Below are 14347 nucleotides of genomic sequence, written 5' to 3'. Positions count from 1 at the left end.
CGTGAGTTCACGCTATATCACTCCCAGGCGGCGCGCCTGCCGATAGAGATTCCCTCTGTCCATCTTTAGGCGACGCGCCGCTTCTGCCCAGTTGCCATCGCAGGCTTGCCAAACCCGGCGAATGTGCTCGCGCTGGAACAGCTCGGTGGCATCGCGCAGGCCTGGCACCGAATTCAGATCAAGCACGATATCACTGGCCATTCCCTGGGAATGATCGCCTCTAGATGCCCCTTCGCCTGACGTCATATCGCTACGTAGTGACTGACCTGCATTTGACTCACCACCTTTCGGGCTCGACGCGACCTCTAGTGCCAACAGTTCAGGCGTGATCACGACCAGCTGCCGACCGTCGGCACGCGATTTGGGAGCCTGAGAGAGACGTGCATGCAGTGCGGCGCGACTCACGCAATGGTCCAGTTCTCGCACATTCCCCGGCCACGGATAATCACAGAGTGCGCGCTCCGCACCCGGTGTCAGCCGTAGGTTACCCAGCCCGAGGCGCGTCCGATTATGCTCAAGGAAAGTACCTGCCAGCGCCAACAGGTCAGCGCGCCCGCGCTCCCGCAGCGGCGGTACCCGCAGCGGATAGACACTCAAACGATGATAGAGATCTTCACGGAAATGCCCCGCCGCGACTTCCGCCTCGAGATCACGATTGGTTGCCGCGACGACTCGCACATCGACCCTGACGACCCGATCACTGCCGAGCGGCTGTAACTCACCTTCTTGCAGCACCCTCAGCAACTTGGGTTGTAGCGCTAGCGGTAACTCGCCGATTTCATCGAGCAGCAAGGTACCGCCATCCGCCATCACGAAGTGGCCGCGGTGATCATGCGTGGCACCCGAGAAGGCGCCGCGTCGATGACCAAACAACGCACTCTCTACCAGCTCCGGCGATAATGCCGCACAGTTGATACGTACCAGCGGCTTGGTTGCTCGCCGTGACGCATCATGTAAGCGCTGAACGACACCCTCTTTGCCGACTCCAGTCTCGCCCTGCACCAGCACTGTCATCTCAGTGTCGGCCACTGCCTCCAACTGTGCCTCCAGTCGCGCCATCGCGGGTCCACGCTGCGGACAAGACATCAGTGTCACCGCTGATAGCGCCTGAGGTCGCGTCACGAGGCCTTGTGCCTGCGTGGCCTCTTGCTCACGCACCAACATCAGACAGCGTGCCGGCAGTGACAGCAAGCTCGTCAGCTCACGACTCTTTGAATCCTCGCGTTCCAGCTGTATCAAAGGCTCCAGGACGCCAGGCGTCAGCGCATCGAAGGTCATTATGCCCAGTAAAATCTCGCCATCACGCAGCGCAATCCCCGCACAGTCATGCACCAGCAGGTCATGATCCTTGGCCATGTCGTTGCCTGCGGCAGGAACGCCTGCCGCAGGATCGCCTGCCGCAGGATCGCCCAACGCAGCAGAACCAGCGTTCATCCCCGGCTCTTGCGCCTCGCCGAGTAGACCATCAAACGGGTCCGGCAGATCACACTCCATCGCAAAACGACACACGCCATGATGCTCGGTAATCGCCTTGAGGCGCGGCTGCTCAGACAGCCGAAAGCGACGGCCACGCACCTCGGCTGGCAACCCAAAGGTTGCCAGCGGCATCAGCTCATGACGCTCCGGTAGATAGCGCATCAGGGTTGCCGCCTCACCGGGCACTTTCTGCATCAGCGCCGCCAATAGACGCGACCAAGGCAGCGGGCGGCGCATCGGCATATCTGCATCAGACAGATACGCCTCAAGCCAAGCATCAAGTGCAGCAAGGGGATGATCGTTTTCGGGAAAGTGCTCGTCCGGCATGATGGTTTCCGATGGCTGGCGATACAGGGTTTCAGGCAGAGCTCAAGGCTGGGCATCAAATAAGCGCTTGATGTTATTTAGACACGATTCGTGTCAAAAACACACCTCGCTGGTGAGTGTCATAATAACATCACGCGCCGCTACCCCGCATGACGACTGACGTAATGAGTTGGCATGCCCTTTGCGTTACTAGAGTGACCTTTCCATACGCCTTCATCTCGATTTTCTCTCTACGCCAAGGTAACGCCATGCTGACTGTCACCCAGGAAGACCTGATCGCCGCCACTGCTCCCGTGGTTGCCGAACATCTCAATGCCATCACCGCGCGCTTCTACCCGCTGATGTTCGAGCGCTACCCCGAGGTGAAGTCGCTGTTCAACCAGACACATCAGGCCAGTGGCGGTCAGGCACGCGCCTTGGCTGGAGCAGTACTGGCGTATGTCGGGGCTCGCCACTCCCGTGAAGCCGTCGATCGTCTACTGGCACCGATAGTCAGCAAGCATGTCTCACTCAACATTCTGCCAGAGCACTATCCCATTGTTGGTGAGTGCCTGATGGCAGCCATCGGTGAAGTACTGGGTGATGCACTGACACCTGACATCGCCGATGCCTGGGGCGCGCTCTACGGTGAACTTGCCGACGTACTGATCGCTGCAGAGCGGGGTCTTTATGGTAGCTTCGCCGCTACGCGAGGCGGATGGCAGGGTCTCCGTCGCTTCCGCATCGCTCGCCTGCACGATGAAAGCAGCGAGATCCGCTCACTGTATCTCGCACCGCTGGAAGGCCCGCTGTTTTCCTTCACGCCGGGTCAATACATCGGTATGCGTCTGGTGACGCCCAATGGTGTCATTTATCGCCATTACAGCCTGTCGCACTCACCGAATGATGCTTTCTGTCGCATTTCGGTCAAACGCGAGTCACACGGCCAATCAAGCAACTATCTACATTCATTGACGGTAGGCGACGAGATTGATCTGCTGCCGCCGGGTGGCGTGCTGACACTCGGCGACAATGAAGGGCCGGTATTACTGCTATCAGCGGGTGTCGGTCAGACCCCCATGCTGCCGCTACTGGATGCTGCGCTGGCTGCGGGTCGTCAGGTCATCTATCTGCACGCGGCACGCGACCCCGAGGTTCATGCCTTCGATGACACGCTACAGGCGCTCGCCGCCCAATATCCTGAGCAGATGCGCTATCAGGTCTGTTACGAGCAGGCTGACCCTCTGCCGAGCCACGCCCACCTGGGAGTGATCGAGCGTGAGTGGCTCGCCAGCCAACTCGTTGACGCAAACGTCAGTGCAGAGGCTCTTGAGGCCTTTGTCATCGGCCCGCATGGTTTCATGCAGGCGATGATCCAGACGCTGACTCAACTCGGCGTACCAGTCTCACATTGCCATTACGAGCACTTCGGGCCATCCATCGCGATCACCGCCGAGCCTACGCTCGCCTGATGCCAGCAGCTTGAGCGAATGGTGACATCGGTTGTGCAATGAAAAGCCCCCATGACCTTGCGGTCATGGGGGCTTTGGCTATACCAGCATTCTCGCGGACGAGCCGTGTTGCTATTGCGTGTCAAGCGTAGTGGTTATCCCGCCTCTCACTTAGCGAGCCTGACCCAACAACTCACGGACATCCCGCGCCTCCCAATGCGGGAAGTGCTTACGCACCAGCGCATTGAGGTCAGACTCAAAAGCAGCCCAGTCGGTCTGATGAGATACTGATTGTCCTGCCGCGCGGCCAATGCCACGAATCATGCCTGCGCCGACAGTGACATTGCTCAGTCGGTCGATGACGATGAAGCAGCCAGTGCCCGGGCTTGAACGATAGTCGTCCACCGGTACAGCCTGGGTCAGCTCGATCTGCACGCGACCAATGGCATTCAGTGCCAGGCTGTCGCCCTGGTGATGCTCGAGTGTATTGACGTCGTAGAGATAGTCGATGGCGCTGACCTGACCAGTGAGGTCACGCGTCGCCAGCTTGATGTCATAGGCCCGGCCTGGCACCAGCGGAGATTCGTGCATCCAGACGACGTCAGCCTCCAACGCGTTGGAGATAGGCAGCTCTGCATCCGCGGCCACCAACCAGTCGCCACGCGAGATATCGATCTCGTCATTCAGGGTCAGCGTGATGGCCTGGCCGGGATAGGCGATCTCGAGATCACCATCAAAGGTCACGATGCGCTCGATGGTTGAGATCTTGCCGGACGGCAGCACCTTGACGCTGTCTCCCGGGCGCACCACACCTGCTGCCAACGTGCCGCAGTAACCACGGAAGTCGAGATTGGGACGGTTGACGTACTGCACTGGGAAGCGCAGATCATCAAGATTCTGATCTTGCGTCAGCTCGACGGTTTCCAGCACTTCCAGCAGCGAAGGGCCAGCCTGGCCATCGACGGTATACCAATCCAGCGACAGGCTGTGATTGACGACGTTATCACCCTTGAGAGCAGACATCGGCACGAAGCGAATATCCGGCGCATTCAACTTATCGGCAAACTCCTGGTACTCGGCAACGATTTCATGGAAACGCGCTTCGGAGTAATCAACCAGATCCATCTTGTTGACCGCGATAACCAGATGCTGGATACCCAGCAGGTCGGCGATGAAGCTGTGACGACGGGTCTGAGTCTGCACACCATAACGGGCATCGATCAGAATGATCGCCAGGCTCGCAGAAGACGCACCAGTCGCCATGTTGCGCGTGTACTGCTCGTGTCCGGGAGTATCGGCGATAATGAACTTGCGTTTGTCGGTCGAGAAGAACCGGTAGGCAACATCGATGGTGATGCCCTGCTCACGCTCTGACTGCAGACCATCGACCAGCAGCGCAAGATCGACCTCATCGCCAGTGGTGCCGCTAGTCTTGGAGGCCTGAGTGATGGATGCCAGCTGATCTTCGTAAATCAATTTGGAATCAAACAGCAGGCGCCCGATCAAGGTCGACTTGCCGTCATCTACACTGCCGCAGGTAATGAAACGCAGCAGATCTTTTTGCTCATGCTCTTGCAGATAGGCTTCGATATCTGCGGAAATCTTGTCTGACACGTGGGACACAATTTTCTCCTTGCCGCTGTCATTGCATTGCCAACCGGACGAGCTGTCGCTGTGCGGCGCTACGAGCCCCGCTGGCAGGTGGTCTATTCGAAATAGCTGTTCAAGATGACTGTTCTAAAAAACCATTTGAACTGGCGAACTTCAGCCTAGAAGTAGCCTTCGCGCTTCTTCTTCTCCATCGAGCCTGCCTGATCGTGATCAATCGCACGACCGGAGCGCTCGCTGGTACGCGTCAACAGCATTTCCTGAATGATTTCCGGCAGTGTGGCAGCCGTAGATTCCACGGCGCCGGTCAGCGGATAGCAGCCCAGTGTCCGGAAGCGCACGGACTTCATTTCCGGCACTTCACCTTCGGCCAGTGGCAGACGGTCATCATCAACCATGATATCGAGGCCATCGCGCTTCACGACCGGACGCACAGCGGAGTAGTAGAGCGGGACGATCTTGATGGATTCAAGGTAGATGTACTGCCAGATGTCCAGCTCGGTCCAGTTGGACAGCGGGAAGACGCGGATCGACTCGCCCTTGTTGATCTTGGAGTTGTAGATGTTCCACAGCTCCGGACGCTGGTTCTTCGGATCCCAACGGTGGTACTGATCGCGGAAAGAGTAGACACGCTCCTTGGCACGCGACGCCTCCTCATCACGACGTGCACCACCGAAGGCCGCATCAAAGCCGTACTTGTCGAGTGCCTGCTTGAGACCAGCGGTCTTCATGATGTCGGTATACTTGGCGCTGCCGTGATCGAACGGATTGATGCCCGCCGCTACGCCTTCCTGATTGATGTGCTCAATCAGCTCCATGCCGACTTCCGCCGACATTTCATCGCGGAACTTGATCATCTCCTGGAATTTCCAGGTGGTATTGACGTGCATCAACGGGAACGGCGGCACACCCGGAGCGAAGGCCTTGCGCGCCAAGTGCAGCATGACGGCTGAGTCCTTGCCGATGGAATACAGCATGACCGGATTGGCAAACTCGGCGACCACCTCACGGATGATGTGGATGGACTCGGCCTCGAGCTGCTTGAGGTGGGTCTGACGTTCGGGGGAAATCATCGCGTGCGGCAACCTCGTGAGCGCTGGGGCACGCCCGAGGGGCGGCCCATGACAATCAGTGGCGTGTCGGCAGGCAAGCCTGAACGCTTACCCGTCAAACATGCAGAATACTGACACGGTAACCGCTGAGCTTTGATAACGTCAAAGAATCAGGAACTATCTTTTAAGACCCAAAATGAATAAATAGCGTGACCACTGAGCCATACCCCGCTGGCCTGCGAATTCACAGCGTGACGCGCTCAACCCAGGTATCGAGGCGATCACCATCAAGATCAACCACTCGAAGTCCGGGACGCGCAGCCTCGTCTACCGCAAAATCCTCGCTACGTGGCGCAAACTGATCAGAGGTCGAGGGCACCCCATACACGGCCACAACACCCTGCTTGCTCGCCTGACAGCTGGCGAATGCCTGATGAATATGTCCACACAGCACGGCCTTGACCTGAGGATAAGCCGCCAGCGTCTGCCAGAATGCCTCACGATCGGCCAACCCCAGTGCATCCATCCATGCAGAACCGATCGGCACCGGATGGTGGTGCATGGCTAACAGTATCGGCCGTGGGTCTTGCTCGAGTGATAGCGCCAATGACTCCGCCAGCTCAGTCAACTGATCCTGCCCTAGCTCACCTCCGGCCTGGCCGGGAACACGCGAATCGAGGCACAGCAGGCGCCAGGCACCAAGATCCAGCTCAGAGTGAAAAGGACGTAACTCCTGCATGAAATCAGGGTGGTCATGATTGCCCGCAAACCAGAACCACGGACAGCCGACGCTGTCGAAAGCCGCGGCCGCTAACCGATAGGAGGCAGGACTTTCATCCTGACTGACATCGCCGGTGACCAACAGGATGTCCGGACGTAGACCTGCAGCATGCGCGACCACCGCCTCCAGCTGACGTAACGGAAAACCCAGTCGTGAGCGCGCTTCAGGATTGGCGCGCAGATGGCAGTCACTTATCTGTATCAGTCGCATCGGTCTCTCGAGCAGACAGGGCGTGAGATGCAATTACAACACCGCCATGGCCGAGCCGTCGCGGTGTTGTCATTACAAGGAGATTTGGCACGCCAGTGAATCAACACAACTCAACAAGCGTCAGGGCAGCTCAGGAACATCAGCCTGCCCGAAAGCTTGTGCATGTGTCAGCCACTCACCCAAAAAGCGATTGATCTGAAGCTTCTCGTCGGGCTGATGCATGCGTGGATTCGGGTAGCGATTACGTCCGGAAAAATGACGCTGGCGCTGAAAATCAGTGACTTCCGCCATCCGCACATCGTGATAGAGGTGCACACTCATCCGGGGCGAATCAATGATGTGATCCAGCACGCCTGTCTGGGCGACCGTTACCATGGTGGTATAGGGCGCACATTCGACCACTTCCAGCAATAACGTGCCGAAGTGTCCCTGATTGCCGGCCAGCGGGAAAGCAAAGCTGTCACCGGCCTCGACCTTGCCGAGAATACGTGTGAGGCGTAAATAGTTGGACCCGCACTCAGCATGGAGTGCTTTAAGGTCAGCCACATAGGCTTTCTTGACCTGCATGGGCGATCTCCTTGCGAACTGGTTACCCTCCGCCGCGACCATCAGCGGTGACAGAGGGAGATATGGAGTGAAGAATGCACTGTCTTGAGGTCGATCTGTTCGGATTCAAGTCTCGACGCACGCTTTGCATACCGATCCATGTGACCGAGCCGCCTCTGGAAAGCGGCTCTCGAGATGAAGCCAAGAATAGCAGCTCTTCATGACACGATCGGATTCACAGCGTGAGTCAGCGGGGATTGCCATACGCTGCTCAGGTGGCGTGACTCAGGCGTGCATCACACGCAGTGACGCTCGTTCTCTCAACAACCACTGCATCGCCATGATGGCCATCGCATTGCCCAGACGCCCCTGTTCGAGGAGATCCAAGGCTGCCTGAAAATCGAGCACGTGAACCCGAATGTCCTCATTCTCTTCCGCAAGCCCATGAACGCCGCCCAATCCACTGCTATCACACAGACCGATGAACAGGGTGACTTGCTCGGTGCACGCGCCGGGACTGGGATAGTAACGATACAGCTCGATCAACTCTGAGAGCTCACAGCCGGCTTCTTCGTCTGCTTCACGGCGCGCCACTTCAGCAGCACTCTCATCCTTGTCGACCAGGCCGGCAACGGGTTCCAGGCTCCAGGGAGTCCGCTCATCGTCCAGCATACCGGCACGAATCTGCTCCACGAATACGACTCGATCAAGCACAGGGTCGTAGGGCAACACGCCGACGGCATCATGACGAACGTGCACTTCACGATTGATGACGTCACTCCAGCCACCATTGAAGCGCCGGTGACGCAACCGACGTTGCTCAAGCTGGAAGAAGCCTTTCTGCAGTACCTTGGTCTCGACGTTCTCGACGTCCGCATACGCGAACACCTGCTCGCCTGCCACGTGCTCTTGCCTATCGCTCATGCTTCCTCCTTGGCTGAAGCGCCATTATCCTAACCCATAGCAGTGCTGACCAGCCCGTACCTCGATGACAGTGTCCTGCCTGATGGCTGGCCCATACAACGCTGCCCGAGCGGAAAGTCCGTTCGGGCAGCAGATAGGCGCTTCACTCATGAGGGGCGTGCGATTATTTCAGCCGTGCGATGAGCGCCTGAATCTCCCTCTTGAGCTCTTGATCGGCCAGCTCGCGATTGGGCCGGGCCGGGCCATTGAGCGCCTTCTGAGCATGCTCAAGCGCCTTGGCATCCTCGCCCTCTGAAGCGAGATAATCCGCATAGTAGAAATTGGTATCCATTCCCATGGGATTGATTTCAAGCCCCTTGCGCAGGACGTCTCCGGCCTTGTCATCATTCCCGAAACCGACCGGCCACCCCGGCGCCTTGTCATAGAGCGCACCAAGAGTCACATAGGCCGAGGCATTGTCGCCGCGCGGGTCGAGGGTGATAGCCTGCTCAAGTGTGGCCTTGGCTTCCTTGGCGAGATCCAACGCCCCCAGACCACCGCGTGCCTTGGCCCAGGACGCAAGGATGATACCCTCCCAGGTCAACACATGAGCATTGCTCGGATACTGATCCGCCAGCGCTCTGGCTTCCTTGCCCAGCCCCTCCATGCCCTTTTCCTGCGCATCACCGGTAGACTGATAGTTGATCTGGGCCCAGCGCTTCATCAATGGGAAGACAGCATCGTCACCCTCTGCAGCATAGGCACCCGTCATGCCGGCCAAAGTGATGCCCAAGGCGAGGCTACCGGACATCAGGAGTTGGCTTAGGTGGCGTGTGACACGACGTGAACTGGAATGGGATGACAGCATGGACAGCTCCCTGACATTTGTAATTGTTAATGGGATTGCATGGCGAGCACATGGCATGTCGAAACTGTAACGAACGTTTGAATTAGTTGCCAATACTCCTTGGTCGCAGGCCTCAACGCAGGCCAGACCACCGCGCAAACTCAGGAGAGACTCATGCAGGGACGCAACATGACGCGTTGGCGCGATCCAAAAACTGACCCGCGCCAGGAAAAGAAGAGCAACGTGATCACGCCGCAAGGCTACGCACGCATGAAAGGGACTGCCGACTACCTGCGTCGCGTCAAGCGCCCAGACCTGTCACGCAAGACTGGTGAAGCTGCTGCCATGGGCGATCGCAGCGAGAATGCGGACTACACCTATAACAAGAAGGAACTCAATCAGACCATTGCGCGCATCGCATACTTGGAAAAACGCCTCGACGAGCTAACGGTAGTAGACCGTCTACCGACCGATCAGGAGAGGGTGTATTTCGCTGCGTTCGTCACGCTGGAGAATGAGCAGGAAGAAGAGATGGAGATTCGTATCGTCGGGCCTGATGAGACAGATAATGCCCGTCGCTGGATCAGTGTCGATGCGCCGCTTGCCAAGGCTTTGCTTGGAAAAAGATTGGATGATGAAGTGAGTGTGGCCGCACCGGGCGGTGTGGCCACCTATCTCATTAGCGATATACGCTATTTGCCACCGGCATCATGAATCTTCTCCAACGGCATTAGCGCATTATCAGCGTGCCTTGCGCGCGCAATACACTTTGAACTGCCGCGTTTCGGCGAGTACTTCGAAGCTGTCAAAGGCGGCAGCGAGCATATCCGGATACGGCAAGAAAGCGTTGGCGACCAGTGTCAACGTTCCGCCTGGCATCAGATGCCGGGATGCCTGATTGATTAAACGTGCCGCCGGCCCGTAGTCGATATCACGCTCGTGATGGAACGGCGGATTGGCAACGATAGCCTCGAAACGCTCACCTTCAAATGCCGAGAACACGTCGCTGAGTCGTACGTCTCCCTCAAAGCCATTCAGCCCCAGACTGCGCTGAGTCGCTTCTACTGCAAAGGCACTAACATCGCCAGCTGTCACTCGCGCATCGTGCTTGGCCAGCCAACAACTAATGACACCGTCGCCAGCCCCGATATCCAGCGCACGCTTGTAACCGCGGGTCGGTAGGCTACCCAGCAGCAGTGCGGTGCCCGGGTCCAGCTTGGCATTGCCGTATAAGCCAGGATGGCTGGTAAGCCGCATATCCAAGGCTTCGAACTCGCCCCAGCCTTCCGTCCATTCCCCCTCTACCACGAGCGGGGAATCCGCTGTTGCCGCCAGCTCGGAGGTGAGTTCGCTGGTCGCGGAAGACCACAGCTGACAACGACGCGCAGTGTCATCCTTGCGCGCCACCATGCCCAGTGCCTTGAGAATACGCTCGGCGCGCTTGATGCCACCATTGACTTCACCCACTACCTTGATCGGTGTGCCCACGGGCAACACGTGACACAGCGCTACCAGCCACCACTCACCTAGCGCATGGGCCTTGGGCCAGAACAGCAACGCGCCAGCAGCCTGCGCAATGGCCTCGTCCGCGCGCGCTTCGTCAAAAGCGACGGCATGACTCACCTGATGCCCGGCATCACGTGCGGCATTGAGAATACCGGTGTCGTGGCCCCAGACGCGGCGCTGACGATCAGCTGCCAGCCACCAGTCATCACGCGGCGGTGCAACCCACAGCCAATCACGGAAGTCGCTATCCTGGCGTTCAAGCAACTGGCAAGCGGGGGTCTGAGCGGTCATGGTGGCTCCATCAAGGTAATAGGGGGCGATCGAAAATAGGGTCGCAACTATGAGGCATATTCAACCAAAACAGCAGTAAATCAGGCGGGACGTACTATCTCGTAGTGCAGATAACGTCCCAGATAGACAAAGGGCGGCGTACGCCAGTGACGACTCTCCAGCTCCAGTAGCTTTTCCATGTCAGTGCTGCTCAGTGGCTCACGAGAGCGCAAATAATCATGGAAAACTCGTAGACCAGTCAGCTCACGCACCTCAAGACCCGCATCGCTGGCCCACTGGCGAATCTCGGTGTCACGCAGTGGCGAGATGGGTGTCAGGCGCTTGCCAGTTCCCCAGCCCGCCAAACGATCCTCCAGCGTCTTGTCAAAATTGCCCTTGGTCACATTCGAAAATGCGAGGGCATCACGATTGAAGACGCTAAGCGACATGACACCCCCTGGCGCCAACAAACCTGCCAATAACGCAAAACCCTGCTGCGGTGCTATCAGCCACTCCAGCACGGCATGGCAGACGACCACTGGCCATTGGTGCTCAGTGCGGGCCGCGAAGCCCTGCAAGTCCTCACTGGACCACGCCAGACGAGTCAGATCAGACTCTGCCAGAATGCCCTGTTCAGCAGACTCGGCCAGTCGCTGCTGCGCGCGTTCACGCATCTCAACTGATGGCTCGACCAGCGTAAGTTGATGGCCATGCGTCAACCACCAGAGCGCGGTCTGACCAAGCCCGGCACCAATTTCCAGTACTTCACCGGCGGGCAGATTGGCAAAGCGCTCTTCTAGCAAGCGCCGCGTCAGTTCAAGACGAACCTGCCCACGCTCGGTCGAATAAAAGCCGCGTTCGAACTTGTCAGCAAGACCATCAAAGTGACGGTCTGCTGTTGCGCGACGCACGCGAGGCGAAGAGGGAAGCGATTGGTCAGGCATGTAGAGGGGTTCTTAGGTATGAAATGACATCAAATGATGTATGAGCTGACAACACCTCTCGCATCTTCACGAAAGCTTGTCGCACTGCGCAATGCCTCACCGCTTGAGATACATCACAAGACGTTGGAGCCCATGGAGGTACCGAGCACGATGAAATTCTCAACTCACAAGGCGCGAGTAGGCTACCCCATCATCGACAGAATGCAAGCCAGGCGAGCCATGCGCTGACACAAGGTTTTTCCATCAGAGAAATGAAATAAACAGCGCTACAATAAAATATTATAATGTCGACAAACACCCAGCACATCTTATCGATTATATTTTATAGATCACCGGTGCCTTGCAGATATTCACAACACGTCAAGATGCCGGCGCTTCAATACCAGCCATCTACTTTACTTCCATTGTCACCAGAGCAATAGACACTGCTATCAATAGACTATTACGCTCTTCCTCCTCAGGTATCGAGCGACATGAACAAGAATCGATAAATACGGAATATATTCATGAATCACATCAGTCCAATACCATGAAGACCTGCAAAAATCACAGCGCCGAGGGGGTATCCGCCCGCTTATATGTCGATACTGGAACAACACAGTAGAGACAGGAAGGCTGTTCCCCTCTCCTTGGGTATCGCGGTAGAATATGCCTATATCCTGACACTTATCTGATACAGAAATCTGCCATGAAACAGCGCGTCCTGTTAGTCGTTCGCAAGCTCAATATTGGCGGAATTCAGCGTAACACCGTCAATCTTGCCAACGTATTGCATCGCGAGGGGCACGAGGTTCATGTGCTCGTCCTCAAAGGTGAGCTGGAGCTTGTGCCCGACGCTGGCGTACATCTGCATCAAATCGATTTTGACAAGGCCTTTCGCAAGACCGGTATTGGCCTGCTTTACGATATCTGTACCCGGACGCTACTGACTCCCTTGATCAAGGGCTCAGGATTCGTCTGGCGTGGGTGGTATGGTGGGAGCTACCTACGTCGCTTCATCGAGAAACTGGAAGCGCGCCACGGTCCTATCGACCGGATCATCATGCGCGGACAAGGCGCGTTCGAGACCGTATGGTCTCTGCAAGATCCGCGTCTCTGGCAAGTCACTGTCTCATGGCCTGGCGTCATCAAGGGCAACTGGCGGCAACGCTTCTTTCTCCACCGCCTATATGCCAACAAGCAAGTGATCTGCAATACCGATAATGTGCGCCGTCAGCTCGAGAGTCTGTTCGCGCAACATCATATCTCGCCTCGCAGACTGGCCACGATTGGCAACGTCTGTGATCTGGATGCCATCGCCATCATGGCAGATGAACCCGTCGAGCTGCCAACACGTCCTTATGTGGTTCAGGTGTGCCGTCTCTCGGACGTCAAGCGTCAGGATGTACTGATCAAGGCGTATCTTGCGGCAGAGATAGAGGAAGACCTCGTCATTGTCGGCGATGGCCCGAGGCGGGAAATGATCGAGAACCTCATCAAGGAGCTCGGAGTGGAAGACAGGGTGCATCTGATCGGTAGTCGTCTCAACCCCTACCCGTGGATGAAGCACGCTCGACTGTTCGTGCTCAGCTCTCGCAGTGAAGCCTTTGGCATCGTGCTCGTCGAAAGCATGTGTTGCGGTACACCGTGTGTGGCCCCCGATGTGCCTGGCGGTGTACGCAATGTACTGATCAATGATCAATCACGCCTGATCTCCGACGACAGCATCGAGGGCCTGGCAGCCAAGATACGCGAAGGACTCGCCAATCCGCCCTCTCTTGCCTCGGACCCCGAGTTGATCGAGCGCTTCCGTGATACCAGAATCATGGACGACTTTCTATCACTGCCGACTGACGCGTAACGTCCTTGCTCGGTGTCTTTACTCAGCGTCATTGCCACCGCTGTCGGGCACTACCTGCATGCCCAGGCCTTGTATCAGATGACAAGGCCGGCACAAGACCACATCCGGAAGCTCAGAACAGCCGCCTTCGCCTTGCATGAACCGAGCAATCACTGACAAGTTCATGTACATGATGCCGCTGGAAATCAGTATCAATGACAAGCAGATCGAACCTCTGTGCGCCTGAATTGCACGCCTGAACATGTCGCCGACCCATCAGCAACACTGCCACAGAGATCACATCATTGACCAAGGCCGCAATCATCACGCCGGCCAACTGCACCGCTGATATCAGTAAAATGAAGGAAGTACGTTTGATATTCAGATATTTTTCTGACAATTAATGAATGACGTCTTCGCGAAAACATAAGTAATTACGCATATATTGTCGGACAAGGTTCACGTGTGAAAGGTACTATCACAAGAGTCAACAAGGGGGGCTATGACTGGTGCCCTCTGCAGGAGTCGAACCTGCGACCTGCCCCTTAGGAGGGGGCCGCTCTATCCAGCTGAGCTAAGAGGGCAAAGCGGCAAGAATTATAAGCCATTGAACTCACAAGATAAACCC

General features: G+C 57.0%; 12 protein-coding genes and 1 tRNA gene. 3 read left to right on the top strand and 10 right to left on the bottom strand.

The annotated features are described in order from the left end of the window. Positions 1-12 precede the first annotated feature (12 nt). Complete coding sequence (locus GQR90_RS05190) at positions 13-1803, bottom strand: sigma 54-interacting transcriptional regulator (RefSeq protein WP_233266439.1); 1791 nt, start codon at positions 1801-1803, stop codon at positions 13-15. Between the two features lie 248 nt (positions 1804-2051). Here GQR90_RS05190 and GQR90_RS05185 point away from each other — a divergent pair, with 248 nt between their 5' ends. Then, complete coding sequence (locus GQR90_RS05185) at positions 2052-3254, top strand: globin domain-containing protein (protein WP_158773188.1); 1203 nt, start codon at positions 2052-2054, stop codon at positions 3252-3254. A gap of 150 nt (positions 3255-3404) precedes the next feature. On the opposite strand, the gene cysN is transcribed toward GQR90_RS05185, so the two are convergent. The 6 genes from cysN to GQR90_RS05155 all read right to left on the bottom strand — a co-directional run bounded on the left by cysN (position 3405) and on the right by GQR90_RS05155 (position 9201). Then, complete coding sequence (gene cysN, locus GQR90_RS05180; RefSeq protein ID WP_158773187.1) at positions 3405-4856, bottom strand: sulfate adenylyltransferase subunit CysN; 1452 nt, start codon at positions 4854-4856, stop codon at positions 3405-3407. Positions 4857-5002: 146 nt separating this feature from the next. Then, the gene (gene cysD, locus GQR90_RS05175) at positions 5003-5914 is read right to left on the bottom strand and encodes a sulfate adenylyltransferase subunit CysD (protein ID WP_158773186.1); all 912 of its coding nucleotides are present in this window, start codon (positions 5912-5914) and stop codon (positions 5003-5005) included. A 223-nt stretch (positions 5915-6137) separates the two neighbouring features. Next, positions 6138-6884, bottom strand: a complete 747-nt coding sequence (locus tag GQR90_RS05170; protein WP_158773185.1) for a metallophosphoesterase — start codon at positions 6882-6884, stop codon at positions 6138-6140. 120 nt (positions 6885-7004) lie between these two features. Continuing rightward, complete coding sequence (locus GQR90_RS05165; protein WP_158773184.1) at positions 7005-7451, bottom strand: DUF1249 domain-containing protein; 447 nt, start codon at positions 7449-7451, stop codon at positions 7005-7007. A 264-nt stretch (positions 7452-7715) separates the two neighbouring features. Next, complete coding sequence (locus GQR90_RS05160; protein WP_158773183.1) at positions 7716-8354, bottom strand: NUDIX domain-containing protein; 639 nt, start codon at positions 8352-8354, stop codon at positions 7716-7718. A 163-nt stretch (positions 8355-8517) separates the two neighbouring features. Beyond that, entirely contained in the window at positions 8518-9201 is a 684-nt protein-coding gene (locus tag GQR90_RS05155) for a tetratricopeptide repeat protein (RefSeq protein ID WP_158773182.1), read from the bottom strand. Between the two features lie 153 nt (positions 9202-9354). Between GQR90_RS05155 and GQR90_RS05150 the strand changes: the two genes are divergently transcribed. Then, entirely contained in the window at positions 9355-9894 is a 540-nt protein-coding gene (locus GQR90_RS05150) for a GreA/GreB family elongation factor (protein ID WP_158773181.1), read from the top strand. 27 nt (positions 9895-9921) lie between these two features. Here the strand turns inward: GQR90_RS05150 and GQR90_RS05145 are convergent, their stop codons facing one another. Then, on the bottom strand, positions 9922-10977 hold the full coding sequence (locus GQR90_RS05145) for a methyltransferase (RefSeq protein ID WP_158773180.1): 1056 nt from the start codon (positions 10975-10977) through the stop codon (positions 9922-9924). Positions 10978-11057: 80 nt separating this feature from the next. Next, entirely contained in the window at positions 11058-11900 is an 843-nt protein-coding gene (locus GQR90_RS05140; RefSeq protein WP_158773179.1) for a methyltransferase domain-containing protein, read from the bottom strand. A 688-nt stretch (positions 11901-12588) separates the two neighbouring features. On the opposite strand from GQR90_RS05140, the gene GQR90_RS05135 reads away from it, so the two are divergent. Beyond that, complete coding sequence (locus GQR90_RS05135; RefSeq protein WP_158773178.1) at positions 12589-13740, top strand: glycosyltransferase; 1152 nt, start codon at positions 12589-12591, stop codon at positions 13738-13740. 486 nt (positions 13741-14226) lie between these two features. On the opposite strand, the gene GQR90_RS05130 is transcribed toward GQR90_RS05135, so the two are convergent. Further along, a tRNA-Arg gene (locus GQR90_RS05130) sits at positions 14227-14303 on the bottom strand. Positions 14304-14347 lie beyond the last annotated feature (44 nt).

It is taken from the genome of Cobetia sp. L2A1, assembly GCF_009796845.1.
Classification (GTDB): domain Bacteria; phylum Pseudomonadota; class Gammaproteobacteria; order Pseudomonadales; family Halomonadaceae; genus Cobetia.
The sequence above is the reverse complement of the archived record's forward strand: the minus strand, read 5'-3'. Positions and strand labels throughout refer to the sequence as shown.

What these genes read in the sequence shown, in the direction of transcription:
- GQR90_RS05140 (WP_158773179.1), bottom strand. Translation starts at nt 11,900, where the DNA reads ATGCCTGACCAATCGCTTCCCTCTTCGCCTCGCGTGCGTCGCGCAACA.
- GQR90_RS05135 (WP_158773178.1), top strand. Translation starts at nt 12,589, where the DNA reads ATGAAACAGCGCGTCCTGTTAGTCGTTCGCAAGCTCAATATTGGCGGA.
- GQR90_RS05190 (WP_233266439.1), bottom strand. Translation starts at nt 1,803, where the DNA reads ATGCCGGACGAGCACTTTCCCGAAAACGATCATCCCCTTGCTGCACTT.
- cysD (WP_158773186.1), bottom strand. Translation starts at nt 5,914, where the DNA reads ATGATTTCCCCCGAACGTCAGACCCACCTCAAGCAGCTCGAGGCCGAG.
- GQR90_RS05155 (WP_158773182.1), bottom strand. Translation starts at nt 9,201, where the DNA reads ATGCTGTCATCCCATTCCAGTTCACGTCGTGTCACACGCCACCTAAGC.
- GQR90_RS05185 (WP_158773188.1), top strand. Translation starts at nt 2,052, where the DNA reads ATGCTGACTGTCACCCAGGAAGACCTGATCGCCGCCACTGCTCCCGTG.
- GQR90_RS05150 (WP_158773181.1), top strand. Translation starts at nt 9,355, where the DNA reads ATGCAGGGACGCAACATGACGCGTTGGCGCGATCCAAAAACTGACCCG.
- GQR90_RS05145 (WP_158773180.1), bottom strand. Translation starts at nt 10,977, where the DNA reads ATGACCGCTCAGACCCCCGCTTGCCAGTTGCTTGAACGCCAGGATAGC.
- GQR90_RS05160 (WP_158773183.1), bottom strand. Translation starts at nt 8,354, where the DNA reads ATGAGCGATAGGCAAGAGCACGTGGCAGGCGAGCAGGTGTTCGCGTAT.
- GQR90_RS05170 (WP_158773185.1), bottom strand. Translation starts at nt 6,884, where the DNA reads ATGCGACTGATACAGATAAGTGACTGCCATCTGCGCGCCAATCCTGAA.
- GQR90_RS05165 (WP_158773184.1), bottom strand. Translation starts at nt 7,451, where the DNA reads ATGCAGGTCAAGAAAGCCTATGTGGCTGACCTTAAAGCACTCCATGCT.